The organism is Streptomyces sp. P9-2B-2 (assembly GCF_030406865.1).
Classification (GTDB): Bacteria; Actinomycetota; Actinomycetes; order Streptomycetales; family Streptomycetaceae; genus Streptomyces; species Streptomyces platensis.
Genome location: NZ_CP129126.1, coordinates 6,142,189 through 6,166,377, shown reverse-complemented (window position 1 = coordinate 6,166,377; position 24,189 = coordinate 6,142,189). Strand labels below are relative to the sequence as shown.

20 protein-coding genes and 1 pseudogene are annotated in these 24,189 nt (G+C 71.9%); 11 read left to right on the top strand and 10 right to left on the bottom strand.

Features of this window, described 5'->3' with window-relative positions; genetic code table 11:
* Positions 1–659 precede the first annotated feature (659 nt).
* From QT196_RS27275 to QT196_RS27255, 5 genes and pseudogenes are all read left to right on the top strand, one after another.
* Positions 660–1,022, top strand: a complete 363-nt coding sequence (locus tag QT196_RS27275) for a hypothetical protein (protein WP_168481378.1) — start codon at positions 660–662, stop codon at positions 1,020–1,022.
* Between the two features lie 282 nt (positions 1,023–1,304).
* A pseudogene (locus QT196_RS27270) lies at positions 1,305–2,648 on the top strand (FtsW/RodA/SpoVE family cell cycle protein); the annotation flags it as partial.
* A 365-nt stretch (positions 2,649–3,013) separates the two neighbouring features.
* A complete protein-coding gene (locus tag QT196_RS27265) occupies positions 3,014–4,468 on the top strand; it encodes a penicillin-binding transpeptidase domain-containing protein (protein WP_266733470.1) in 1,455 nt (484 codons plus the stop codon).
* A 211-nt stretch (positions 4,469–4,679) separates the two neighbouring features.
* Positions 4,680–5,168 carry an HD domain-containing protein gene (locus QT196_RS27260; protein ID WP_248001322.1) on the top strand — a complete coding sequence of 163 codons (489 nt, stop codon included), beginning with the start codon at positions 4,680–4,682 and terminating at the stop codon, positions 5,166–5,168.
* 258 nt (positions 5,169–5,426) lie between these two features.
* Positions 5,427–6,209, top strand: coding sequence for an ATP-binding cassette domain-containing protein (locus tag QT196_RS27255; RefSeq protein ID WP_266734397.1), 783 nt, complete (start codon positions 5,427–5,429; stop codon positions 6,207–6,209).
* A gap of 85 nt (positions 6,210–6,294) precedes the next feature.
* On the opposite strand, the gene QT196_RS27250 is transcribed toward QT196_RS27255, so the two are convergent.
* A complete protein-coding gene (locus tag QT196_RS27250; protein WP_266733473.1) occupies positions 6,295–6,771 on the bottom strand; it encodes a MarR family transcriptional regulator in 477 nt (158 codons plus the stop codon).
* Between the two features lie 117 nt (positions 6,772–6,888).
* Here QT196_RS27250 and QT196_RS27245 point away from each other — a divergent pair, with 117 nt between their 5' ends.
* On the top strand, positions 6,889–7,767 hold the full coding sequence (locus tag QT196_RS27245) for an alpha/beta hydrolase (RefSeq protein ID WP_266733475.1): 879 nt from the start codon (positions 6,889–6,891) through the stop codon (positions 7,765–7,767).
* A gap of 30 nt (positions 7,768–7,797) precedes the next feature.
* On the opposite strand, the gene QT196_RS27240 is transcribed toward QT196_RS27245, so the two are convergent.
* Positions 7,798–8,904 (bottom strand): ferritin-like domain-containing protein, encoded by a 1,107-nt coding sequence (locus QT196_RS27240; RefSeq protein ID WP_168481374.1) that lies wholly within the window; start codon positions 8,902–8,904, stop codon positions 7,798–7,800.
* Between the two features lie 180 nt (positions 8,905–9,084).
* On the opposite strand from QT196_RS27240, the gene QT196_RS27235 reads away from it, so the two are divergent.
* From QT196_RS27235 to QT196_RS27225, 3 genes are all read left to right on the top strand, one after another.
* Entirely contained in the window at positions 9,085–10,032 is a 948-nt protein-coding gene (locus QT196_RS27235; protein WP_266733478.1) for a diiron oxygenase, read from the top strand.
* A gap of 73 nt (positions 10,033–10,105) precedes the next feature.
* Positions 10,106–10,846, top strand: a complete 741-nt coding sequence (locus QT196_RS27230) for a TetR/AcrR family transcriptional regulator (RefSeq protein ID WP_168481372.1) — start codon at positions 10,106–10,108, stop codon at positions 10,844–10,846.
* 36 nt (positions 10,847–10,882) lie between these two features.
* Positions 10,883–11,146, top strand: coding sequence for a hypothetical protein (locus QT196_RS27225; RefSeq protein ID WP_266733482.1), 264 nt, complete (start codon positions 10,883–10,885; stop codon positions 11,144–11,146).
* A gap of 250 nt (positions 11,147–11,396) precedes the next feature.
* Here the strand turns inward: QT196_RS27225 and QT196_RS27220 are convergent, their stop codons facing one another.
* The 5 genes from QT196_RS27220 to QT196_RS27200 form a co-directional block, all read right to left on the bottom strand.
* On the bottom strand, positions 11,397–12,650 hold the full coding sequence (locus QT196_RS27220; RefSeq protein ID WP_168481370.1) for a styrene monooxygenase/indole monooxygenase family protein: 1,254 nt from the start codon (positions 12,648–12,650) through the stop codon (positions 11,397–11,399).
* 71 nt (positions 12,651–12,721) lie between these two features.
* Positions 12,722–13,339 (bottom strand): ATP/GTP-binding protein, encoded by a 618-nt coding sequence (locus QT196_RS27215; RefSeq protein ID WP_168484019.1) that lies wholly within the window; start codon positions 13,337–13,339, stop codon positions 12,722–12,724.
* A 37-nt stretch (positions 13,340–13,376) separates the two neighbouring features.
* A complete protein-coding gene (locus QT196_RS27210; RefSeq protein ID WP_006603131.1) occupies positions 13,377–13,724 on the bottom strand; it encodes a DUF742 domain-containing protein in 348 nt (115 codons plus the stop codon).
* Positions 13,725–13,768: 44 nt separating this feature from the next.
* Positions 13,769–14,266 (bottom strand): roadblock/LC7 domain-containing protein, encoded by a 498-nt coding sequence (locus QT196_RS27205; RefSeq protein ID WP_168481368.1) that lies wholly within the window; start codon positions 14,264–14,266, stop codon positions 13,769–13,771.
* A complete protein-coding gene (locus tag QT196_RS27200) occupies positions 14,263–17,193 on the bottom strand; it encodes a nitrate- and nitrite sensing domain-containing protein (RefSeq protein WP_290355878.1) in 2,931 nt (976 codons plus the stop codon). Before QT196_RS27200 ends, QT196_RS27205 begins: the two co-directional genes overlap by 4 nt.
* 665 nt (positions 17,194–17,858) lie before the next feature.
* On the opposite strand from QT196_RS27200, the gene QT196_RS27195 reads away from it, so the two are divergent.
* Positions 17,859–18,704: a protein phosphatase 2C domain-containing protein gene (locus tag QT196_RS27195; protein WP_168481367.1), complete on the top strand. Its 846-nt coding sequence runs from the start codon at positions 17,859–17,861 to the stop codon at positions 18,702–18,704.
* A 163-nt stretch (positions 18,705–18,867) separates the two neighbouring features.
* On the opposite strand, the gene QT196_RS27190 is transcribed toward QT196_RS27195, so the two are convergent.
* Positions 18,868–19,371, bottom strand: coding sequence for a MarR family transcriptional regulator (locus tag QT196_RS27190; RefSeq protein WP_168481366.1), 504 nt, complete (start codon positions 19,369–19,371; stop codon positions 18,868–18,870).
* Positions 19,372–19,641: 270 nt separating this feature from the next.
* Here QT196_RS27190 and QT196_RS27185 point away from each other — a divergent pair, with 270 nt between their 5' ends.
* The gene (locus QT196_RS27185) at positions 19,642–20,499 is read left to right on the top strand and encodes a lysozyme (RefSeq protein ID WP_266733492.1); all 858 of its coding nucleotides are present in this window, start codon (positions 19,642–19,644) and stop codon (positions 20,497–20,499) included.
* Positions 20,500–20,596: 97 nt separating this feature from the next.
* Here QT196_RS27185 and lon read toward each other — a convergent pair whose 3' ends face one another.
* Positions 20,597–23,008: an endopeptidase La gene (gene lon, locus QT196_RS27180; protein ID WP_290355876.1), complete on the bottom strand. Its 2,412-nt coding sequence runs from the start codon at positions 23,006–23,008 to the stop codon at positions 20,597–20,599.
* A 310-nt stretch (positions 23,009–23,318) separates the two neighbouring features.
* Positions 23,319–24,152, bottom strand: a complete 834-nt coding sequence (locus QT196_RS27175) for a pentapeptide repeat-containing protein (RefSeq protein WP_290355875.1) — start codon at positions 24,150–24,152, stop codon at positions 23,319–23,321.
* Positions 24,153–24,189 lie beyond the last annotated feature (37 nt).

Here is a 24,189-nt window from a genome sequence, read left to right as displayed (position 1 = left end):
CACCCGCGCTCGGCGGCCCAAGACGGCCGGGACAGCACGGAACCCCCACTCGGCGTCCACGGGTGTGACGTACGCCATAGCCCCTCGCTTGCGGTGGTCATGGCACAGGTCCATGCCATCGACCGGAGTCTTCGGTCGTCCGCATCAGCGTGACGAGCTCGGCCTCGGCCTTCTTCTTCTATTCGGTCTGGACGAGTTTACAAAGTGCCATTGGCGGCGTTCACGGAACAACCCGGGATGCCCCTGGGAGACCCCTGGTTCATCCCTGACTCTTCCCTGACTCCCGCATGACTCCTCCATGGCTCCTTCCTTAGACGTGCGCCCGGCGCCACGAGTTGCCCGGCGCTCTCGCGCACTTCCTGTAGGCCGCCCAGCCTCCGGCCGTCCGGCTCCGCCACCCGCACCGATCACCGAGTGTGATGAGTTGCGGACTCTCCGCGCCCTCCTTAGCGTGAGAGGGGAGCGAGGCAGGCGGCACGGCGCGGTGCGAGAGGGCGGCGCGTGGCGGAGGGGCCGCACTCGCAGCCGGGGAAGGGTGCGACAGGCACCGCACCGGCGGGGCGTCCGCCCCGGCCCGTCCGTTGAGTGACGCCCGGCGACTCTGCTCGATTCACCCCACAGGGATTCCCCTGAGACTCTCCCTTCGCAGGAGGAAGCGCATGTTTCCGAAGTCGAAGTCCGGCAAGTTCGGCACGTTCGCCCTTTGCTTTCTGTCCGGTGCGCTGGCCGGGATCCTCGCGGCCGGTCCCGCCCAGGCGGCCGATGACCCGGAGGGTGACGAGCTCACGGAGTACGAGGGGCGGGTGGTCGCCAAGGAGGGCCTGGTGCTGCGTACCGGGCCGAGTACCGAGTTCCGTGCGATCGGCCTGAAGGAGTACGGGTCCGTGGTCGGGATCTCCTGCCGGCTCAACGGGCAGCCCGTCGAGGACAACCCGGTCTGGTACAGGCTCAGCGACGCCTCGTATGCCTGGTCCTCGACGCGGCACATCGTGAACGACGGGGAGGATCCGCGGTGGTGTTGAGGGGGCGTGGGCCGAGGCCGTACGCCTGCCCCGGGGGTGCGTCCGCCCGGTGGTGTGCCCGCCCGGTGGCAGACCCGTCCCGGCGGCGTGGCTCTGGACGCCCCCCTGAGGGCACCCCCTAGCGCGCCCCCTGTTTCCCCCCTAGCTCTCCCCCGTCCCGCCCCCACCTTCCCCCCTACCTCACCCCTACCTTCCGGGTGGCGTGTGCGTACGCCCCGAACGTCGCATCGGACATAACGGAAATAGCGGCCGCTGCTTGCTACGTTGCCAGGCATGACGGCAATGGCGAGGGCGGCGGCCGCGCGCCCGGCGGACACCCCTCCCCCGTTGCCGCTGCTGCCCAAGCGGCGGGGCATTGAACTGGCCCTCCTTGTAGGCGCGGTCCTGATCAGCGTCTGCGGATATCTCGTCGTGGGGCTGGCCCGCGGGCATGCGCTGCCGGGCGGTGCGGTCCGGTACGGGGCGGGGCTCGCCGGGCTCGCGCTGCTCGCGCATCTCGCCGTCCGCTTCCGCGCCCCGTATGCCGATCCGCTGCTGTTGCCCACCGCCGTACTGCTCAACGGGCTCGGGCTGGTGCTGATCTTCCGGCTCGATCTGGACACCCCCGCCAACCATGCCGCGCCCACCCAGCTGATGTGGTCGACGGTCGGTGTCGGGCTCTTCATCGCGGTGGTGGTGCTGTTGCGCGACCACCGGGTGCTCCAGCGGTACGCCTATCTCTGCGCGGCGCTCGCGCTGCTGCTCATGGCTGCGCCGATTCTCTTCCCCGCGATCAATGGGGCGAAGATCTGGATCCGTATCGCCGGATTTTCCATTCAGCCGGGCGAGTTCGCCAAGGTGTTGATCACCGTCTTCTTCGCGGCCTATCTGGCCGCCAACCGCAGCGCGCTGGCCCACACGGGACGCCGGATGGGGCGGCTGCGGCTCCCCACCGGCCGGGTGCTGGGACCGATCGTCGCGATCTGGCTGATCAGCGTCGCGGTGCTGGTGCTGGAGCGGGATCTGGGCACCTCGCTCCTGTTCTTCGGGATCTTCGTCGTTCTGTTGTACGTGGCCACCGGGCGGACCGGATGGATCGCGGTCGGGCTGATCCTGGCCGGCGTCGGGGCGGCCGCCGTCGGCACGCTGGAGCCGCATGTGCACAGCCGGGTCGAGGACTGGCAGCATCCGTTCGCCGGTATCGCGGCGGGCCGGGGGCCCGGTCAGCTCGCCCAGTCGCTGTTCGCGTTCGCGGCCGGCGGGATGCTCGGCACCGGTCTCGGCCAGGGCCACTCGTATCTGATCGGCTTCGCCATGAAGTCCGACTTCATCCTGGCGACCTACGGCGAGGAACTCGGGCTGGCCGGGCTGACCGCGCTGTTCCTGCTGTACGCGCTGCTGGTGGCCCGCGGTTACCGGGCCGCGCTCGGGCTGCGGGATCCGTTCGGCAGCCTGCTGGCCGTGGGGCTGGCGGCGCTGCCCGCCCTCCAGGTCTTCGTCATCGCGGGCGGGGTGACCGGGCTGATTCCGCTGACCGGGATGGCGATGCCGTTTCTGGCGCAGGGCGGGTCGTCCGTCGTCACGAACTGGATCATCATCGCGCTGCTGTTGCGGATCAGCGATCGGGCGCGGACACCACGGCCGGAGGGGGGCGGTGCGGGGAGCGGTTCGGGGGGTGCGGCGGGGAGTCCCGTGGGGAGTGGTGCTGCGGGGAACGGGGCGGGGAGTCGTAGTGGGGTGGTTTCCGGGAGCCGTAGTGGGGCGGGGGCGGGTGCCTCGTCGGGGAGTTCGGGGAGTTCTTCGGGGGGCCCGGAGAGGAGCCTTGTGGCGCAGGACGGGGGAAGCGACGCGGGGTTCGGGGCGCGGAGCTGGGTGGTCGGGTTTCTGAAGCCGACCCGGTCCCCGACGCCGACCCGGTCCCAGGCCCGGACTCAGCCCCGGTCCCGGAACCAGCCCCCGACCGCCCCGCCCCCCGCCTCCGCCGATGACGCCGCGTCACCGGAGGCGGGCCGTTGATCCGCTGCATTCGGCACACCGCCGCGTTCTCCTTTCTGCTGCTCGTCGCGCTCCTGGTCAACGCGGCGCGGGTGCAGGTCTTCGAGACGGAGCGCTACGGCGCCAATTCGGCCAACCGCCGGGGAGTGATCGCCCGTTACGAGCAGCCGCGCGGGGCCGTGCTCGTCGCGGGACGGCCGGTCACCGGCTCCCGGGACAGCGGCGGGCGGCTGCGCTACGAGCGCACCTACACCGACGGACCGCTGTACGCGCCGGTCACCGGCTACTCCTCGCAGACCTACGGGACCTCGCTGCTGGAGAGCGCCGAGGACGGCGTCCTCGTCGGCTTCGACGACCGGCTCGCCACCTTCCCCTGGTGGGACCAGCTGACCCGCACCCACCGGCCGGGCGGCAGCGTGCACACCACCATCGACCCCCGTATGCAGCGCGCCGCGTTCGACGGGCTGGGCGGCAAGAAGGGCGCGGTGGCCGCGATCGAGCCGCGTTCGGGGAAGGTCCTGGCACTGGTGAGCACGCCCTCGTACGACCCCGGTGAGCTGTCCGGCAACGGCAGCGCGGTCGGCGCGGCCTGGCACCGGCTGAACGCCGCCGGGCCGCGGCCGATGCTCAACCGGGCGCTTCAGGAGACCTATCCGCCCGGCTCCACCTTCAAGGTCGTCACCGCGGCGGCCGCGCTGGAGAGCGGCGAGGTCACCGACATCGACGCCCGGACGGACTCGCCCGACCCCTACCCGCTGCCCGGCACCGCCACCCTGCTCGGCAATGCCGCGGAGGGCTGCGAGGACGCCCCGCTGAAGGACGCCTTCCGGGCCTCCTGCAACACCGTCTTCGCGCGGCTGGGCGCCGAGATCGGGCTGCGGGACATGGCCTGCATGGCGCGGCGGTTCGGCTTCAACGACCCCGGGCTGCGTATCCCGTCGCCGGTCGCGCCGAGCAACTTCGATACCCGGATGGATGCCTCGCAGGTCGCACTGTCCGCCATCGGGCAGTACGACACCGCCGCCACGCCGCTCCAGATGGCGATGGTCTCGGCGACGGTCGCCAACGGGGGCCGGCTGGCGCCGCCGACGCTCGTCGACAAGGTGACCGATGCCAGGGGAGTCATGATCGCGGCCGGTCCGCACCGGCCCACCCGCCAGGTGATCGGCCCGGTCACCGCCCAGCAGATCCAGGACATGATGATCGACGTCGTCGCGCACGGCAGCGGCAAACGGGCCGCCATCAAGGGCGTCACGGTCGGCGGGAAGACCGGTACCGCGCAGCACGGGGTGCGCAACGAGGGGACGCCGTACGCCTGGTTCATCTCCTGGGCGCGGGCGAAGGACAGCTACGAGCCGGCCGTGGCGGTGGCCGTGGTGGTCGAGGACGCGGCCGCCGACCGCGCGGACATCAGCGGCGGGGGCAGCGCGGCGCCGATCGCACAGGCTGTGATGGCGGCGGCGGTGCGCTGAGACGCCTTGGCCGCCGGGCCTGGTCGCCGGGCCTTGGTCGCCAGCCCTCGGTCGCCTGGCCTTGGCCGCCGGGCCTTGGCCGCCAACCCTCGGACGCCAACCCTCGGACGCCGGGCCTTGGCCGCCGGGCCTTGGCCGCCTGGCCTTCCTCGATGGCCCTTTCACCCCGGCCGCCCACGCCTCACCCGCCTGCCCGCGTCACAATGGCCTCATGGCTGACGCGATCCCACCCATGGAACCCGCCCTGCCCCCGCTGCTGTCCCTGGCCGAAGTGGAGGCGCTGGCCCGGCGCGTGCACTCGGGGCAGACGGACAAGGCGGGCCGCCCGTATGCCGAGCATCTGGCCGCGGTCGCGACGGGCGTACGCGAACGGGGCGGCAGTGACGAGCAGATCGCCGCCGCCTGGCTGCATGACGCGGTCGAGGACGGGGCGCTGAGCGAGGAGTGGCTGGCCGGTGCGGCGCTGAGTGAGGCGGCCAAGGCGATGATCCTGGCCGTCACCAAGCGGGCGGGCGAACCGGTCGAGGAGTACACCGCACGCATTCTGGCCACGCCGGGGGCGCTGCTGGTCAAGGAGGCCGATCTGGCGCACAACGCGGATCCGGACCGGCTGGCCGTACTGGACGCGCCGACGCGTGAGCGGCTGACGGCGAAGTACGCCCGGGTGCGGGCCCTGTTGGGGCTGTCGTCCGAGCCGTAGCCACCCCGGTACGTACGGACGTCACCCCGGTAGGTACGGACGTCACCCCGCCACGGACGCTGTCGGGGCTCCCCGAGCCGTAACGGCCGGGGCCCCGGCGCCCTCCTCCTGCCGCTCCCCCCCCCGGGGTCCGCACCTCGGACACCCGCACAGAAAGATGCCCTACGCAGCTAATCTGCGGCGATGAGCCCCACGCAGCCTTCGCAGCCCTTGGACCCCGCAACGGCCGCGCCGCAGCCGGCCCCCGAGTCCGCCCGGGTGATCGCCGCCCTGGAGGGCGTCGGCGTCCGCCGCTACTCCACCGGGCAGGTCATCCTGGATGCCGTCGACTGGACCGTACGGTCCGGTGAGCACTGGGCGCTGCTCGGTGCGAACGGTGCCGGGAAGACCACGCTTCTGCGGCTCGTCGGCGCGCTGATGTTCCCGACCGTCGGCACCGTCGAGGTGCTCGGCCACCGCCTCGGCTCGGTGGACGTCCGTGAGCTGCGTGCCGTCATCGGTCTGGTGTCCGGCGCGCAGAAGGTGCCGCAGGACGCGACCGGCCACACCGTCGTGCTGACCGGCGCGACCGGGACCGTGCAGCCGCTGTGGCGCAAGTACGACGCGGCCACCCGGGAGCGCGCCCATGAGCTGCTCACCGAACTGGACTGCAAGGAGCTGGCGGACCGCCCGTTCGGGGTGTGCTCGGGCGGCCAGCGGGCCAGGATCCTGATCGCCCGCGCGCTGATGGCCGAGCCCCGGCTGCTGCTGCTCGACGAGCCGTTCAACGCGCTCGATCTGCCGTCCCGCGAGGATCTGATCGATGCGCTGCACCGACTGGCCGTGGGGCGTCCGGAGTTGGCGACCGTGACGGTCACCCACCACCTGGAGGAGCTGTCCCCGGCCATCGGCCACGCCCTGCTGCTGCGCGACGGCCGGGTGCAGGCCGCCGGCCCGGTGGACGAGGTGCTGACCGGTGAGCGGCTGACGGCCTGCTTCGGCCGTCCGATCGAGGTGTCCCGGCACGAGGGGCGCTGGCTGGCGCGGTCGGGCAAGCGGTGACGTTCCGCGGGACGTGCCGGGACACCGCCCGCCGCCCTGCATCTGCGGCCGCGCCGTGGTTGGTCGCGCAGTTCCCCGCGCCCCTTCAGGGGCCCTGCGTCCCCTCCTCCGTCACCGCCTCCCCCACCCCGCTCAGGAACCGCCGGATCGCCGCCTGTTCCCCGGCCTCGAACGTGGCGAGCAGGGCGATGGTGCGGTCGATCAGCGGGCCGAAGAAGGACTGGCCCAGGGCGAGGGCGCGGTCGTCGACCTCCAGCAGGACGCGGCGCCGGTCGCGGGTGTCGCGGACCCGGCGGAGCAGACCGAGCCGTTCCAGGCGGTCGATGAGCGCCGTGGTGCCGGCGGAGTTCAGGCCCAGCCGGTCGCCGAGCCGGCCGGGGGTGGACTCCTCGCCGGCCCGTGCCGCGTCCAGCAGGCTGATCAGGGCCCGGAGGTCGGTGGGGTGCAGGCCGTTGCGGCCGGCGAACCGGGCTCCGGCGAGGTCGAGTCGCACGGTCACCTCCCGCAACAGATGGACCAGGTCCATCCCCGCCGGTTCGTCCGCCACTTGCTGCTTCGCCATGCACCGCCGCCTTTCTTTCCGGACTTCCCCATTATTACCTCGCTCAGCGAGATACTTGCCGAGCGAGGCAGTAGTGACGGCCTCGTGCGTCGCTTCGTCTCGTCCCGGAGGTGCACCATGACAGCAGACCCCCCTGTGCCCACCCCCAGCGCGGCCTTCCGTGCCGCCTACGAGCAGGCCATGGCGCTGTGGCCGGTCCGGGTGGAACGGCTCGATCTGGCGTCGGAGTTCGGCAGTACCCGGGTCACCGCGTGCGGCCCGGCCGACGATCCGCCGCTGGTGCTGCTGCACGGCGGCGGCACCACCTCGGCCGTCTGGTACGCGCTCGCCGCCTCGCTCGCCCGTACGCACCGGGTGTACGCCGTGGACCTTATGGGCGGGCCGGGACTCAGCGTGCCCACCGGGCGGGCGCTGCGGCGGCCGGCGGATCTGCTCGACTGGCTCGACGGGGTGTTCCGCGGGCTGGGGCTGACCTCGGCCGCGCTGCTCGGGCACTCGTACGGCGGGTGGCTCGCGCTGAACTATGCCGGGCGCGCGGCGCCGGGGCGGGTGAACCGGCTGGTGCTGCTCGATCCGACCCAGTGCTTCGCGGGCTTCCGGCCGTCGTATCTGCTGCGGGCGCTGCCGCTGTTCGTACGGCCCGGGGAGCGGAGCACCCGGCGGTTCCTGGAGTGGGAGACCGGGGGTGCGCCGCCGGCGCCCGAACTGCTGCGGCTGATGGGCCTGGGCGCCGTCGAGTTCCGCACCGCGAAAGTGGTCACGGGGCCACGGCCGAACGTCACCCGGGCCGTGCCGACCCTGTTGCTGCTGGCCGGGCGGAGCCGGACGCACGATCCGCGCCGGGTCGCGGCCCGGGCCGAACGGACCCTGGCGGGCGTCCGGATCGCGACCCTGGCGGGGGCCACGCACCACTCCCTGCCGTACGCCGACCCCGAGGCGCTCGGCCGCCAGGTGCTCGGCTTTCTGCCCGCCGGGCTTCCTGGCGGGACCCCCTGACGGCCGCGCGGAGGTCCGGCCGCCCGGCGGTCAGCCCTCCGCGCCCTGCTCGATGGCCGCCGCGACCTCCGCCGTACGGGCCTCCTCCTCGGCCGCGAAGCGCTCGGCGTCCAGCTTCTCGGCGAGTTCCTCGTCCTGGGCCATGAGGAGGTCCAGGTTGGAGTCGCCCATCTCGAAGACGCCCATGTCGACATAGGCGCGCTGGAGGCGTTCGCCCCACAGGCCGATGTCCTTCACACAGGGCACGATGCGGCTGAAGAGCAGCTTGCGGAAGAGGTGCAGGAATTCGGAGTTCTCGGTGAATTCGGCGGCCTCGTCGTGCGGAATGCCGAAGTTCTCCAGGACTTCCAGACCGCGCAGCCGGTCGCGCATCAGATAGCAGCCCTCGATGACGAATTCCTCGCGCTCGCGCAGTTCGGCATCGGTGAGCTGCTTGTAGTAGTCGCGCAGTGCCATGCGTCCGAAGGCGACATGACGCGCCTCGTCCTGCATGACGTACGCGAGGATCTGCTTGGGCAGCGGCTTGGTGGTGGTGTCGCGGATCATGCCGAAGGCGGCCAGCGCCAGGCCCTCGATCAGCACCTGCATACCGAGGTACGGCATGTCCCAGCGCGAATCCCTGAGGGTGTCGGAAAGCAGCGCCTGGAGGTTGTCGTTGACCGGGTAGAGCATCCCGATCTTCTCCTGGAGGAAACGGCTGTATATCTCGGCGTGCCGCGCCTCGTCCATGGTCTGGGTGGCGGAGTAGAACTTCGCGTCGAGGTCCGGGACGGATTCCACGATCCGCGCCGCGCACACCATCGCGCCCTGCTCGCCGTGCAGGAACTGGCTGAACTGCCAGGAGGTGTAGTGCCGGCGCAGATCGCCCCGGTCCTTCTCGGTCATTTTGTCCCAGTACTTGGTGCCGTACAGGGACATGGACTCATCCGGGGTGCCGAGCGGATCCTGGGGGTCCACCTCCAGGCCCCAGTCGATCCGCAGATTGGCGTCCCACTGCTTGTCCTTGCCCTTCTGGTAGAGCGCGAGCAGCCGTTCGCGTCCGTCGTCGTAGTCCCAGCTGAAGCGGGCCGCACCGGTGGCGGGCACCTTCCAGACGGGGTCGCCTGGGTCCTGCACATAGAGATCTCGGGTCGACACGGACGCCTCCTGGGGTCGCCAAACGCCTTGTCATGGGCGGTCGTTGGCAGGCTCACACGTTTCTTACCGACGGGTCAATAAGTCGTGCACAGGGGATTGACGAGCTTGCTGACACGCAGTCTCATAAGAGATGACCACGGGTAGGACGGTCCCCGACCCCAGAGCGAGGTAGCCACAGCCATGACGAGCGCGCCCACCGCGATGACCGAGACGGACACCGAAGTGCTGCGGGACGCCCTCGGTCTCCTCAAGGACCGGGAACAGGTCGCCGAGCGACTGCTCGACTCCTCCGCCAAGCACTCCTTCGACCCCGACACCGAACTCGACTGGGACGCGCCCCTGGAGGACGGCAAGTGGTTCTGGCCGCCGGAGCTGGTCTCGCTCTACGACACCCCGCTGTGGCGGAAGATGTCCCTGGAGCAGCAGCAGGACCTCTCCCGCCACGAGGCCGCCGCACTCGCCTCGCTGGGCATCTGGTTCGAGATCATCCTGATGCAGCTGCTCGTCCGGCACATCTACGACAAGCCGGTGACCAGCGCCCATGTCCGCTACGCGCTCACCGAGATCGCCGATGAGTGCCGGCACTCCAAGATGTTCGCGCGCATGATCGAGAAGGGCGGCGCACCGGCGTATCCGGTCTCCCGGCTCAACCACAACCTCGCCCGGGTGCTCAAAACGGTCTCCACCACCCCGGGGTCGTTCGCCTGCACCCTGCTCGGCGAGGAGATCCTGGACTGGATGCAGCGGCTGACGTTCCCGGACGAGCGGGTGCAGACGATCGTGCGCGGGGTGACCCGTATCCATGTCGTCGAGGAGGCCCGGCATGTGCGCTACGCCCGGGAGGAGCTGCGCCGCCAGATGGTCACCGCGCCGCGCTGGGAGCGGGAGTTGACCCGGATCAGCTCCGGCGAGGCGGCCCGGGTGTTCTCCCTCGCCTTCGTCAACCCGGACGTGTACACCCATGTCGGGCTGGACCGGCGGGAGGCCGTCGCCCAGGTCAAGGCCAGTGGCCACCGCCGCGAGGTGATGCAGTCCGGCGCCCGGCGGCTGACCGACTTCCTCGACGAGATCGGCGTACTGCGCGGTATGGGCCGCAGGTTGTGGCGCAGCTCGGGCCTGCTGGCCTGAAGCGGACGGCATGGACCCGGTAGACCCCGAGCACCTGTACGAGCCGACATCCGGGCCGGTTACGCTGCTGTTCATGAACGGCAGCGGCACCGCCCCAGCAGTACCCCGTCCCGCTTATCGCAGGCTGAGCGTGGAGCAGCGTCGCAGCCAATTGCTCACCGCCGCGCTGGACCTGTTCGCCCAGCGCGCGCCCGAGGACGTCTCCCTGGACGATGTCGCCCTGGCCGCCGGGGTCTCCCGGCCGCTCGTCTACCGCTACTTCCCCGGCGGCAAGCAGCAGTTGTACGAGGCCGCACTGCGCAGCGCGGCCGACATCCTGGAGCGCTGCTTCGCCGAGCCGGACACCGGACCGCTCACCCAGCGGCTGTCCCGTGCGCTGGACCGCTACTTGGCGTTCGTCGACGAGCACGACGCCGGGTTCAGCGCGCTCCTCCAGGGCGGCAGCGTCGTGGAGACCACCCGTACGACCGCGATCGTCGACGAGGTACGGCGGGCCGCGGCCGATCAGATCCTGCGGCACCTGGGCGAACCGGAGCCGGGCCTGCGGCTGCGGATGACCGTCCGGATGTGGATCACCGCGGTCGAGGCCGCGTCACTGATCTGGCTCGACGAGGACAAGCAGCCGGGCCTCGACGAGCTGCGGAACTGGCTGGTCGACCACTTCATCGCGCTGCTGACCGCGACCGCGGCCGGGGACCCGCAGGCCGCCCGGGTCACCCGCGCGGCGCTGAAGCTGGAGACCTCCGACGGCCCGGCCGGCGATCTGGCCCGCCGCACCCTGCCCGTCGTGAGCGACGCCGCGCATCTGCTGTGAGCGGCCGCCGGGCCGGGCCGGTGTGACACTGAGGACGTGAGAAGCGAGAACACCCTCTTCGTCGGCGGCCCGCTGGACGGCCGGGTCCTGCCCGTACTGGTCGGCATGACAGGCCAGCCGCCCAAGACGTACGAGGTGCCCGAACCCCACGACGACGGCCGCCCCCCGACCGTCCACTTCTACCGTCGCGTCCCGGCCCGGGTCAGCCGCCTCGGCCTGCCCAGCGGCTGGAAGTACGAGTACGACCCGGCCGGGAAGGCCGTCGGCGGCCCCAAGTGGCCTTGGCGCAGGCACCACTGAAGCCCACACACACCCCCACCACGGGCAGCCGCGGCACCCACGTGAGGTGGCGGGCCGGAGGGTGTGGTGTGCGGGACGTAAAGCGAAGCAGTCCCGCACACCACACCCGGAGGCCCGCCACCGCCACCACAACGAGACCCGCGCCGCAGCAGCCCGAAACAACCACACCCCTCCCCGCCGAAGGCGGGGAGAACCGGCACGGCGGTGCCACCGGACCACGTGGGGCGGACAGCACCGCCGCAGGCGGACGTCAGCCCGTCAGCGAAGCGAGATACGCGTTCGTCTTCTCCGGGTCGTAGAAGAAGTTCTCGAAGTCGGACGGGTCGTTGAAGCCGTTGGCGAACCGGTCGGCGACAGGCTGAAGCTGGCCGGCCGCGCCGATGAGGTTCAGGATGTGCTCCGGCGGCGGCGCCAGCATCGCGTTCGTCCACTTGGTGACGTGCTGGGCGGTGTTCCAGTACCGCTCGAAAGCGGTCCGCATCCAGTCGCCGTCGAAGGGCTGGTCCCCGCGCTCCACGATGGAGGCGAGGTAGGAGGCGGCGCACTTGGAGGCCGAGTTGGAGCCCTGGCCGGTGATCGGGTCGTTGGCGACCACGACATCCGCGACGCCGAGCACCAGACCGCCGGAGGGCAGCCGGCCGACGGGGTTGCGCACGGTGGGGGCGTAGCGGCCGGCCAGCGTGGCGTTGGCGTCGGTCAGTTCGACCTTGGTGGCGCGGGCGTACTCCCAGGGCAGGAACTTCTCCATCAGTTCCAGCGTGACGGCGAGGTGCTCATCGGGGTCCTTGACGCCCTGGAAGACGTCCAGCGGGCCGCCGGGTATGCCCTCCCAGAAGAGGATGTCGGCGCGGCCGGAGGTGGTGTACGTCGGCATCACGAACAGCTCGCCGACGCCGGGCACCAGGTTGCAGCGCACCGCGTCGTAGTCGGGGTGCTCGGGGCGCGGGCCCAGACCGTGGACGTAGGCGACGGCCAGCGCGCGCTGCGGGGCGTCGTACGGGGAACGCCCGGCGTCGCGGCCGAACATGGACACCAGCTCGCCCTTGCCGGCCGAGACCATCGTCAGGTCGTAGCGGCCGGCGAAGAAGTCGAGGTCGGAGACGGCCGCGCCATGGATGACGAGCTGGCCGCCGCGCTGCGCGAAGGTCTCCATCCAGCCGGCCATCTTCACCCGCTGGTCGACGGACTGGGCGTAGCCGTCCAGCTTGCCCACCCAGTCGATGGCCCGCTGCGAGCCCTCCGGCGCCTCATGGCTGCCGGGCGCGGCGACCGAGACGCCGAGGCCCTCGATGCGCGGGGCCTGGCTCTCCCAGAAGTTGATCTGGAGGTCGCGCTCGTGCTGGAGCGCGGTGTCGAACATGCACTGCGTCGACATGACCCGCCCGGCACGGATCTCGTCGGCGGTGCGGTTGGACATGAGGGTGACCTCATAGCCCTGCGACTGGAGGCCCAGGGCTAGCTGGAGACCGGACTGGCCGGCTCCGACGATGAGTATTTTCCGCATGGCGGGGCTCTTCTCTATTACTGCTGGTGGTTCGGGGAGAGTGTGGGGAGGGGCGAGACCTTACCCACCGGTTACTCCGGTGTGGTCTCCAGGGCGTGGCCGACCAGCGCGAGCAGCGCCTTGATCACCGTGGGCCGCTCCCGGGCGTCCATGATCACGACCGGTACCTGCGGCGGCACGGTCAGCGCGTCGCGGACATGCTCGACGGCGTACGCCTCGGTCCCCTCGAAGTGGTTGACCGCGACGACATACGGCAGCCCGCAGCTCTCGAAGTAGTCGAGCGCCGGGAAACAGTCCTCCAGGCGCCGGGTGTCGGCCATCACGATCGCGCCGATCGCACCGCGCACCAGGTCGTCCCACATGAACCAGAAGCGCTGCTGGCCGGGCGTGCCGAACAGGTACAGCACCAGTTCCTGGTCGAGGGTGATCCGCCCGAAGTCCATCGCGACCGTGGTCGTGGTCTTCTCCGGGGTGGCGGTCAGATCGTCCGTGTCGGCGCTGGCCTGCGTCATCACCGCTTCGGTCTGAAGCGGGGTGATCTCCGAGACCGATCCGACGAACGTGGTCTTGCCGACGCCGAAGCCGCCCGCCACCACGATCTTGGTGGCGATCGGCGCCCGCGAACGGTCCGTCTGCCAGCTCTGTAGCCCCGCGTCGGCGGCGGTGGCCGACGGGTCGGCCCGGCCCACGGAACCGGCGGTCGCCGTCGGCCCGGCCGATATCGTGTCAGAGCCTGTGAAGTCCACTCAGCACCCTTTCGAGCAGCGCGCGGTCGGGCCGGCCGGAGCCGTGCCCGGTGCCGTAGACGCGAATCTTTCCCTGGTCGGCGAGGTCACTGAGCAGTACCCGGACCACGCCCAGCGGCATCTTGAGGAGCGCGGAGATCTCCGCGACCGAGCGCATCCGGCGGCACAGTTCGACGATCGCCCGCATCTCCGGCATCACCCGGTCACCCCAGCCGCCGGAGGTGAGCTCGCGGCGCTCCTCGGGCGCCTCCAGCGCGGCCACGAACGTCTCGACCAGCAGCACATGGCCGAAGCGCGTCCGGCCGCCGGTGAGCGAGTACGGCCGCACGCGCGCGGGTTTCCGGTCCCCACGGACCGGGAGTTTGGAACTAGTCACTGGACGTTCTCCATCGACTGGCGCAATTCGCTGCGGAGTTCGGGGGTGAGGACATGGCCGGCCCGGCCGACGAACAGCGCCATGTGGTAGGCGATGACGTTCATGTCGCAGTCCGGCGTGGCGTGCACGCCGAGCAGCGAACCGTCGCTGATCGCCATGACGAACACGCTGCCCTCGTCCATCGTGATCATCGTCTGCTTGACCGACCCGCCGTCCATGAGCTTCGCGGCGCCGTTGGTGAGGCTGCCGAGTCCGGACACGATGGTGGCCAGGTCCGCGCTGGACCCCCGGGGACCGTCACCCCCGTCCGGCCGTGCCGCCGCCTCCTCCAACCGGTCCGGGTCGGACGACAGCAGCAGCAGACCGTCGGAGGAGACCACCGCGACCGAGCGGATGCCCGGTACCTCGTCCACCAGGTTGGTCAGCAGCCAGTGCAGGTTCCGTGCCTGGCTGCTCAGTCCTTGTCCGTAAGCAGTGGGCGCTTGCGCTTTCAATCGCGTGCCTCCTCGACAACGTGGCTCTCTCCCGGGGCCCCCGCTCCGTCGGTGTCCGTCTGTGGGATGGTCTGCTCCGTTGTACGTTCTGCGATCTCGGCCTCGACGTCACGTCGGCCGACTCGCGCCCCCGCCTGAAATCCGCCGAGCCGGCGCCGCAGCGCCTCGGCGTTGGCCGCTCCGCTCTTGCGCGGGGCGGCGGGCGCCTGTTGCTGCGCCACGACCTTGGGCGTGCGCTTGGGCAGCCCCATGGTCGTCCGCTGCTTCCCCGCGGGCGGGGCGGCAGCGGTCTGTGGGTCGGCCGGTGTACCGGCCGGGGACGCGTCGGCGGGTGCCGCCGCGTCCGTGGGTGCCGCGTCCGTCCCGGCATGCGTGTGCTGGTCCGGACCGATGGCGTACGGGTCGGCCGCGGGCGCGTCGGACGCGGTGGGCCCGGCAGCCGGGGCGGCGTGCCGGCCGGTGCCCTTGAGCGCCGGGTCCGCGGCCGGGCGCGGCTCCTCCTCGGGCCGTACGTGCTCGCCGCTGCCGCTGGCGGTGGCGCCGTACGGGCCGGGCGACTGCGGGCCGTACGGGCTCGCCTGGGACGCCGCGTGGGTGGTGGGGCCGGACGGCTGCCGCACGGCGGGCGCCGGGGCCGGTTCGTCCGGGGCGGGTTCGTCCGGGGCGCCGAGTCCGGCGGCGTCGATCGCGCGCTCCGCTGCGGCGACGAACGGGTCGGTGGCGGGCGCCGGGTCCGCGTCGGGGGTGCCCTCCTGGCCGGTGGCCGGTGCGGCGTCGGGCCCGTCGGTGACGGCGTCCTGGGCCGGGGGCGCGGCGGGGGCCGCCGCGTCCTCCGCAGCCGCCGGTTCGGGCCGCGCGGCCCGGGCCGGCAGTGCGTTGGAGTTCGCCTCGGCGACCGAGCCGGGCAGGCTCGGGGTGTGCGCCACCTCCTGGGACCCGGCGGCCGAAGCGGCCGACGGCGCCGGGCGGGTGGGCAGGATCGAGCCGGGCAGCACGACGACGGCGGTGACGCCGCCCTGCTTGGCGTCCCGCAGCTGGACCCGGACGCCGTGCCGGGCAGCCAGCCGCACGACGACGTACAGCCCGAGGCCCAGCGCCTCGTCGATGGTCTCCGAGGACGAGGCGGCGTCGACGTCCGCCAGCCGCTCGTTGAGCTCGGCCATCCGCTCCGAGGTCATCCCTATGCCCTCGTCCTGGACCGAGAGCATGACCTCGCCGCTCTCCAGCAGCCAGCCGGACAGCTCCACATGGGCGTTCGGCGGGGAGAACCCGGTGGCGTTCTCCAGGAGTTCGGCGACCAGGTGGCTGAGGTCGTCCGCGGCGAACCCGGCGACCTGCGAGTGCGGCGGCAGCGACTGGATGCGCACCCGGTCGTAGCGCTCGATCTCGCTGATCGCGGCGCGCAGCACGTCCAGCAGCGGCACCGGGCCCTGGTGGTTGGTGCTGTGCTGTTCCGCGCCCGCGAGGACGAGGAGGTTCTCGCTGTTACGGCGCATCCGCGCGGCGAAGTGGTCCAGCTTGAAGAGGGTTTCCAGCCGCTCCGGGTCCTGCTCGCTCTCCTCCAGCGACTCGATGACGCCGAGCTGGCGCTCCACGAGCCCGAGGGTGCGCAGCGAGAGGTTGACGAACCGGCCGTGCACCCCGTTGTGCAGGGCCGCCAGCCGCTCGGTGAGATCGGCGATCTCCTCCTTGAGCGTCTCGCCCTGCTCCTGGAGCACCTCGCGCTCGGCGACCAGCCGCTGCCGTCCGCCGACCAGCCGCTTGCGCTCGCCCTCCAGCTCGGAGGTGCGCCGCGCCAGCTCGCCGACCTGGGCGTGCAGCGCGTTGACGGACCGTACGGCGGCGGCGAATTCGTCGTTGCGGCCCTTGTAGGTGATCGGCTCCTCGTGCGCGGGGTCCTCGGCCACCCGCTTGGCGCCGATCCGCAGCGCCGCGAGCGGCTGGGTCAGGGAGCGGGCGGCCCACACCCCGGCACCTACGGCCAGCAGCAGGCACAGCGCTTCGAGACCGATGCGGATCTCCAGCTCCGTCACCTCGTCGTCGCGCAGCGCGCCGAGCCGCTGGATATCGGCGGTGGCCATGGCGGATTCGACGCCCCGCATCAGGCCGAGGCGGGTGGTGAGGGTCTGCTGGACCCGCCGGTGGTTGAGCCGCAGATCGATGGCGTCCAGCCGGGGCTGGTCGGTCAGCCGGGTCAGATAGCGCTCGGCGGTGTTGGCGTCCGCCCCGGTGACGGTGCGGTCGTAGCGGTCCCGGGCGGCCTGGCTCGCGGTCTGCTGGAAGTCGCCCAGCGCGCCCTGTTCACGGAGGTGGGCGACCTGGGCCAGGGCGGTCAGCCGGGGCTGGCTGCCGCCCGCGTCGAGCCCGGCGAGCAGCAGCGCGCGGGTGCCCGCGGCCTGTTCGGTGGCGCGGCCGAGGACGGGCAGCGCACGGGTGTCGGCGTCGGCGGAGTCCGCGCGGGCCGGCAGTTGGCGGGCGATGTCGTCGCTGATCGCACCGAGTGCCTGGAGTGCCTCGGTATAGGCGGCGTAGATCTGCTCGGCCGATGCGGGCCCGGACAGCGCCTTTTGACGGGTTTGCGGCAGGGCGGCCAGGGCCTTGGCGGCGGCCCGGTACACGGCGGTGTCGCCCGTGGCGTCCTGGGCCTCGGAGCGCAGCTCGTCGATCTGCCGGTCCACCCGGGTGCGCTGAGCCCGGGAGGCCGCGGCCGCGTCGGCCCCGGCGGCACCCGTCCTCGGGACGGTCCGGCTGCCCCGCCCGGTGGCGGCGTACGCGGTCATACCGTCGCGTTCATCGGCGAGGGAGTGCGCGAGCGCGATGGCGCGGGCGTTCAGTTCGGCCAGATCGACCAGTTGCTGGCCGGTGTTGGCCTCGTCGGCGGTCGCCGTCAGACCGGGGACGCCGGCGCCGATGACAGCGGCGGCCACAACGGCCACCGCCCCGACGAGCCGATTGCGCACCCGCGCGGGACGCCGTCCCGTGGGGCTCTCGCCACGGCCCGTCGCGTCCGGACCGCCCTTCGCGTCGGGACCCTTACCAGGAGCCGATCCCGGTCCCGGGATCGAACCGGCCGGTGAACCCGGCTTCCCTGCGCCGCCTCGAAGCCGCATCTTCCGCACCGCTGCTCGCATTCCTGTCTCGCCTGCTCACGCCCAAATGGCGTCGCGGACCCGGCTCGCTCTCCGCTCGCGGAGCGGACCTGCGCGAAGACCGCAGCAGCGCACACTTCCGCGAGGGGAAACAGCCCGGCTCTGCGCGTCGCGACGATGTCCCGACCTCACCCCATGATTCGGGCAACGACCATTCCACCGGCGCCGCGCAGTGGCTCGGCAACACATGCCCGGCCACCTGAACGAGTGAACATCACTCGGAGTTTGGCCATCAACTTCCGTGCGCCGGTGTTTTCGGCCGCAACCCCGCGCAACCCCCGAACGGGTTTGGAGATGCGTCGCCGTCCTGGAAGGATGCCCGCCCGCACGCCGCCGGCCCGGCACCCCCTACCGTCGGTAAGCCCCCGCCCGCCCGGCCTCCGACGCCCCCGCGGGCGCCCGCCAACCAGGCCGGAACCACCACCTCCGGCAGACTTCCGGGTATGCACACCGCACTCGCCACCGAGCCGGGCGACCCCCAACACCCAAACGAGGACTACGCATCGGTTGCTCTGCCCGCTTCCGGCCAGGGCGGAGCGCTGGTCCTGCTGGACGGCGTGACGCCACCGGAGGAGGACTACGGCTGCGTCCACGGGGTGCCGTGGTTCACCGCGCGGCTCGGCGGCGCAATGCTCGAACTGTCGGTTTCACACCGGGATATGACGCTGACTGAGGCTCTCGCCGCAGCCATCTCCCGGACGGCCGACGGCCACCGGGACTCCTGTGACCTTTCTCACGTCCGCACTCCGCAGGCAACCGTGATCGCCGCACGCTGGTCCGGGGTCACCGTCGAGCACCTCGTGCTGTCCGATTCGGTGCTGCTCCTGGAGCGGGCGGACGGCTCGGTGGATCCGCTGCTCGACCCGCGGCTGGACGAACTGCCGCCCGCGGTCCGGGAGCTGCGGGCCGCCGTACGGGCGCTGCCCCGCGGTTCTGTGGAACGGGCCGCGGCGGGCCGGGAGTACGGCCGCGCCGTCGAGGCGCTGCGCAACGCGGAGGGCGGCTTCTTCACCGCGGCCGCCGATCCGTCGGTGGTGGCCCGCGCGGTGACCGGCAGTACTCCGCGCGCCGATGTCCGCTCGCTGACCGCGCTCAGCGACGGTGCGAGCCGCTGGGTGGAGGTCTTCCGGGAGGGGTCCTGGGCGGACTGCGTGGCCCTGGTGTCCGGGCAGGGCCCGCAGGCGCTGATCGACCGGGTACGGGCAGCGGAGGCGGCGGACCCGGCGCGCACGGCGTTTCCGCGCGGCAAGGCGCGGGACGACGCGGCGGTGATTTTTGTGGCGCCGTGACAACCGCGGAGAGGCCGGGCATGTTTTCCCGCCGGGTGGGAACGGCCTCGCGGCGGTACGGGTCCGGCGGTGGCCATCACGGCTGTGGCCAGGGGGAAGGCGGCGAGGTGCCGGGGTCCGCGCGAGCCGGACGGGCTTTTGCGGACGCACCCTGGGACCCGCCCTACACCTCGTCGCCCTCCTGCTCCGCGTTCAGCCGGTGCAGCAGACGGGCGAGTTCGGCGACCTCGCCGCGGTCCCAGGAGGCCAGGCGGCGGGCGTACCGGGCGCGGCGGCCGGTGCGGACGCGGGTGAAGCGTTCGCGGCCCTCCCCGGTGAGGCGCACCAGGACCGCGCGGCCGTCCGCCGGGTCCGGTTCGCGGGCGACGAGGCCGAGCTTCTCCAGGGCGTGCAGCTGGCGGCTCATCGTGGCCTTGCCGACCCCGAAGTAGCCGGCGAGGTCGGTGGCGCGCTGGGCGCCGGCGTCCGCCAGCCGTACGAGCAGGCCGTACGCGGCGGGCTCCAGGTCGGGATGCACCTCTCGTGCCAGTTCGCCGGAAGAGGCCCGGGCGCGGCGGAGAAATACCGCCAATTCCCGTTCCAGGGCGAGAAATACGTGGTCCACACCAGTCGGCTCACCGTCCGCCGTCGTGTCCTCGGCTCCGGTGTTGTGCACGTCAGCGCCCATTCCCGCGTTTCCTCACCTGAAAGTTTCTGCCGGCGGCGGTCGAAGCCGCAGCTCGGCCAGTATTTCGCAGGATTAGACCAACGGCAGCCCACGGACCCTCTTTTGTCACCTCGGTCTACGCGCGTATCGTCATTTCTGGCATGGCCACACCAAGCGGCCCGGGTATCCCGCCGCGGCGTCATGCACCTCGCACATCCGTGTCAGCACGCCTGCGCCATGCCGTCAGCACCTCCCCCCTCAGGTCATCCACCGAGATCTTCGGAGGCACGTATGTCCGTGCTCAGATCCGGCTCCCCCCACCACCCCGCACGCTCCCTCGCGACCGTGGCCGGGATCCTGCTCACCCTCGTCTCCCTCCTCCTCGCCCTGCCCGGCACCGCCGGCGCCGCGGCCGCGCAGCGCGCACCGGAACCCCGCCACCCCGGACAGGACTGGGCCGGTTCCCAGATCGCCCGGCACGAGGGCACCGCGGCCGGCGGCGCACCGCCGGCCGCCCCGCTCGCCTCCGTCGAAGGGGTGGATGTCAGCAGCCACAACGGCAACGTCGCCTGGTCGACCCTCTGGAACAGCGGCGTCCGCTTCGCCTACGTCAAAGCGACGGAGTCCACCAGCTACACCAACCCGTACTTCGCGCAGCAGTACAACGGCTCCTACAACACCGGGATGATCCGCGGCGCCTACCACTTCGCCACCCCCAACACCTCCAGCGGCGCCGCCCAGGCCAAGTACTTCGCCGACCACGGCGGGGGCTGGTCCAAGGACGGCAGGACGCTGCCCGGCGCGCTCGACATGGAGTACAACCCCTACGGGGCGACCTGTTACGGGCTGAGCGCGGCCGGGCTGGTCAACTGGATGAAGGACTGGTTCGCCACCTACAAGGCGCGCACCGGCCGGGACGCCGTCCTCTACACCTCCACCAACTGGTGGAAACAGTGCACCGGCAACTCCGCCGCCTTCGGCGCCGTCAACCCCCTGTGGATTCCGCGCTACGGCTCCTCGGCCGGTGAACTCCCGGCCGGCTGGGGTTTCCACACCATCTGGCAGTACACCTCGTCCGGCCCGACGGTCGGTGACCACAACCGCTTCAACGGCGCGCTGGACCGCCTCCGCGCGCTGGCGAACGGCTGAGCGGATTCCCGCAGCGAGCGGCCGGTGTTCCCCTACGGGAGCACCGGCCGCTGTACGGGGTTCAGGCGCTGTACGGGGTTCAGGCGCTGTGCTGGGTTCAGGCGCTGAGGGGGGCCACCTCCGGCGCGGCCCCGTTCGACGCCGGGGTCAGTGCCAGCTCCAGCACCTGACGGACATCGGCCACCGGGTGGACCTCCAGGGCGTCGAGGATCTCGGCCGGCACGTCGTCCAGGTCCGGTTCGTTGCGCTTCGGGATGATGACGGTGCCGATACCGGCCCGGTGCGCCGCCAGCAGCTTCTGCTTGACGCCGCCGATCGGCAGCACCCGCCCGGTCAGCGAGACCTCACCGGTCATCGCCACATCCGGCCGCACCTGCCGGCCCGACAGCAGCGAGGCCAGCGCCGTCGTCATCGTCACGCCCGCGCTCGGCCCGTCCTTGGGGACGGCGCCCGCCGGTACGTGCAGATGCACTCCGCGCTCCTTCAGGTCGGCGACCGGGAGCTCCAGTTCCGCGCCGTGGGAGCGCAGGAACGACAGCGCGATATGCGCGGACTCCTTCATGACGTCGCCGAGCTGGCCGGTGAGCTGGAGCCCGGACGCCCCGGTTTCCGGATCGGCGAGCGAGGCCTCCACGTAGAGCACATCGCCGCCGGCGCCGGTGACCGCGAGGCCGGTGACCACGCCGGGCACCGCGGTGCGCCGCTCGGCCGGATCCTGGGCCGACTCGGGGGTGTGGTGCGGCCGCCCGATCAGCAGGCGCAGCTGGTCCGCACCGACCGCGAACGGCAGCTCCCGCTCCCCCAGTTCGTGCTGTGCGGCGACCTTGCGCAGCAGCCTGGCGACCGCGCGCTCCAGATTCCGTACGCCCGCCTCACGGGTGTACTCACCCGCCAGCTTGCGCAGCGCCCCGCCCTCCAGGGTCACCTCGCCGGGCTCCAGACCGGCCCGCTCCAGCTGGCGCGGCAGCAGATGGTCCCGGGCGATGACAACCTTCTCGTCCTCCGTGTAGCCGTCCAGCCGGACCAGCTCCATACGGTCGAGCAGCGGCTCGGGGATGGCTTCGAGGACATTGGCGGTGGCCAGGAAGACCACATCGCTGAGGTCGAGTTCGACCTCCAGGTAGTGGTCGCGGAAGGTGTGGTTCTGCGCCGGGTCCAGGACCTCCAGGAGGGCGGCGGCCGGGTCGCCCCGGAAGTCGGAGCCCACCTTGTCGATCTCGTCGAGGAGGACGACCGGGTTCATCGACCCGGCTTCCTTGACGGCCCGTACGATCCGGCCCGGCAGCGCGCCGACATAGGTCCGGCGGTGGCCGCGGATCTCCGCCTCGTCCCGGACGCCGCCGAGCGCGACCCGGACGAACTTCCGGTCCATGGCACGTGCGACGGATTCCCCGAGCGACGTCTTTCCGACCCCCGGCGGCCCGACGAGCGCCAGCACGGCGCCGCCGCGACGGCCGCCCACGAGCCCGAGGCCCCGCTCCGTCCGGCGCTTGCGGACGGCCAGGTATTCGGTGATCCGCTCCTTGACGTCCTCCAGGCCGGAGTGGTCGGCGTCCAGGATCTCCTTGGCGCCGGCGATGTCGTAGGCGTCCTGGGTCCGTTCGTTCCACGGGAGTTCGAGGACGGTGTCCAGCCAGGTGCGGATCCAGGAGCCCTCGGGGCTCTGGTCGCTGGACCGCTCCAGCTTGTCGACCTCCTTGAGGGCGGCCTTGCGGACGTTCTCGGGCAGATCGGCGGCCTCGACGCGGGCGCGGTAGTCGTCGCCCTCGTCCTCCGGATCGCCGTTGAGCTCGGCCAGCTCCTTGCGGACCGCCTCCAGCTGCCGCCGCAGCAGGAACTCCCGCTGCTGCTTGTCGACGCCTTCCTGGACGTCCTTGGCGATGGACTCGGCGACGTCCTGCTCGGCGAGGTGCTCGCGCAGCGTCTCGGTCGCGTACTTCAGGCGGGCAACCGGATCGGTGGTCTCCAGCAGCCGGATCTTCTGTTCGGTGGTCAGGAACGGCGAGTAGCCGGAGTTGTCGGCGAGCGTCGGCACGTCCTCGATCTGCTGGACGCGGTCGACGACCTGCCAGGCGCCGCGCTTACGCAGCCAGCTGGTGGCCAGCGCCTTGTATTCCGTGACGAGTTCGGCCACCGCACCGGGCAGGGGCTCGGGCACCGTCTCCTCGACGGTGGTGCCCTCCACCCAGAGCGCGGCCCCGGGTCCGGTGGTGCCGGAGCCGATCCGCACCCGGCCCAGGCCCCGGATCAGCGCGCCGGGATCGCCGTCGGACAGCCGCCCGACCTGCTCGATCCGCCCGAGCGTGCCGATCGCCGCGTACTTCCCGTCGATACGGGGCACAAGCAGCACCCGCGGTTTGTTACCCGAGGAGGCGGCGGCCTGGGCAGCCTCCACCGCTGCCCGTACGTCCGCGTCGGACAGGTCCAGCGGCACCACCATGCCGGGGAGCACGACCTCATCATCGAGGGGCAGCACGGGCAGAGTGAGCGGTGTGGACGTCGAAGCCATGATCTCCCCTTCGGCAAGCAAGTTGAGCTTTACTCACTCAATGCGGAGGGGCCTGGAGATGTTCCCCCGGGTGCGTTCGCTGTGAGCGATCAGGGGAGTTGCCGTTTCGGCGGGCGGGGGCGGGCCGGTGGCGGGCGCGCTGAGCTGGGCCCGCGGCGGGTGGGCAGGGGCGGGCCCGCGGCGGGCGCGGCGGGCCGGGCTCCTGTTGATCAACGGCGGGTTCGGCTGGGCGCGGCAGGCCGGGCCGCGGGGCCGTCGAGCCGTCGAGCCGTCGAGCCACAGGCCACCGGGCCACGGGCCACGGGCCGCGCTACCAGTGGGCGGGGCGGCTCAGGCTCTGCGGCAGCTTGGTCGCGGCGTCGCCCTTGGCCGCGTTCAGCTGCGACTGGGTGAGGAAGAGCGCGCCGGTGAGATCGGCTCCGGCGAGGTCGGCGGCGCGCAGATCGGCGCCGATCAGGTCCGCCGTGCGCAGATCGGCGCCCTTGAGGTCGGCGGCGATCAGGTAGGCCCCACGGAGGTTGGCGCCCCGGAGGTTGGCGCCCTTGAGGCGCGCCCCCATGAGGTCGGCGCCCCGCCGCTCCTTCTTACGGCCCGGGACCTGGGCCCGTACGAGTTCGCTGGTGCGCAGCAGGAGGGCGTTGACCTCACCCCGGTGCGCCGCCACATCCAGCTCCATCAGCTCCTCGGCGCTGCCCCGGGTGAGGCGCTCGGTCTCCTCCAGGGCGGCGCGCAGCTCGGCGTGCACCGGGCGGGCCGCCGGGCGGGTCAGCGCCTCGGCCAGGTACCAGAGGAGTTCGTGCAGCTGCCGCATGACGGGAAAGACGTCGAACATCTGCCGGGCGGTCCCCGGGGCCCGCCGCCAGTCCTGTCCGTCGAAGGTGACCTGGGAGACCTTCTGCCCGGCGCCGAAGCAGTCGAAGACGGTGCAGCCGGTGAAGCCGCGCGGGCGCAGGTCGCGGTGGATGCCGCAGCGGAAATCCCGCTCCAGATTCGGGCAGGGCGTACCGGCGTCCTTGTCGATCGCGAAGTCCGCCGAGGCCGCGAACGGCAGCGCGACACAACACAGCCCGAAGCAGCTGCCGCAGTCGGACGTCAGGCCGAGGTCGATGACGTCCGGAATCGAAGGCTCGCGCTCTGAGGACAAGGCGGGGGTACTCCTGCGTCGGCGGGCACCGCACGTG

What these genes read in the sequence shown, in the direction of transcription:
- QT196_RS27275 (WP_168481378.1), top strand. Translation starts at nt 660, where the DNA reads ATGTTTCCGAAGTCGAAGTCCGGCAAGTTCGGCACGTTCGCCCTTTGC.
- QT196_RS27260 (WP_248001322.1), top strand. Translation starts at nt 4,680, where the DNA reads ATGGCTGACGCGATCCCACCCATGGAACCCGCCCTGCCCCCGCTGCTG.
- QT196_RS27250 (WP_266733473.1), bottom strand. Translation starts at nt 6,771, where the DNA reads ATGGCGAAGCAGCAAGTGGCGGACGAACCGGCGGGGATGGACCTGGTC.
- QT196_RS27245 (WP_266733475.1), top strand. Translation starts at nt 6,889, where the DNA reads ATGACAGCAGACCCCCCTGTGCCCACCCCCAGCGCGGCCTTCCGTGCC.
- QT196_RS27235 (WP_266733478.1), top strand. Translation starts at nt 9,085, where the DNA reads ATGACGAGCGCGCCCACCGCGATGACCGAGACGGACACCGAAGTGCTG.
- QT196_RS27230 (WP_168481372.1), top strand. Translation starts at nt 10,106, where the DNA reads ATGAACGGCAGCGGCACCGCCCCAGCAGTACCCCGTCCCGCTTATCGC.
- QT196_RS27220 (WP_168481370.1), bottom strand. Translation starts at nt 12,650, where the DNA reads ATGCGGAAAATACTCATCGTCGGAGCCGGCCAGTCCGGTCTCCAGCTA.
- QT196_RS27195 (WP_168481367.1), top strand. Translation starts at nt 17,859, where the DNA reads ATGCACACCGCACTCGCCACCGAGCCGGGCGACCCCCAACACCCAAAC.
- QT196_RS27190 (WP_168481366.1), bottom strand. Translation starts at nt 19,371, where the DNA reads ATGGGCGCTGACGTGCACAACACCGGAGCCGAGGACACGACGGCGGAC.
- QT196_RS27185 (WP_266733492.1), top strand. Translation starts at nt 19,642, where the DNA reads ATGTCCGTGCTCAGATCCGGCTCCCCCCACCACCCCGCACGCTCCCTC.
- lon (WP_290355876.1), bottom strand. Translation starts at nt 23,008, where the DNA reads ATGGCTTCGACGTCCACACCGCTCACTCTGCCCGTGCTGCCCCTCGAT.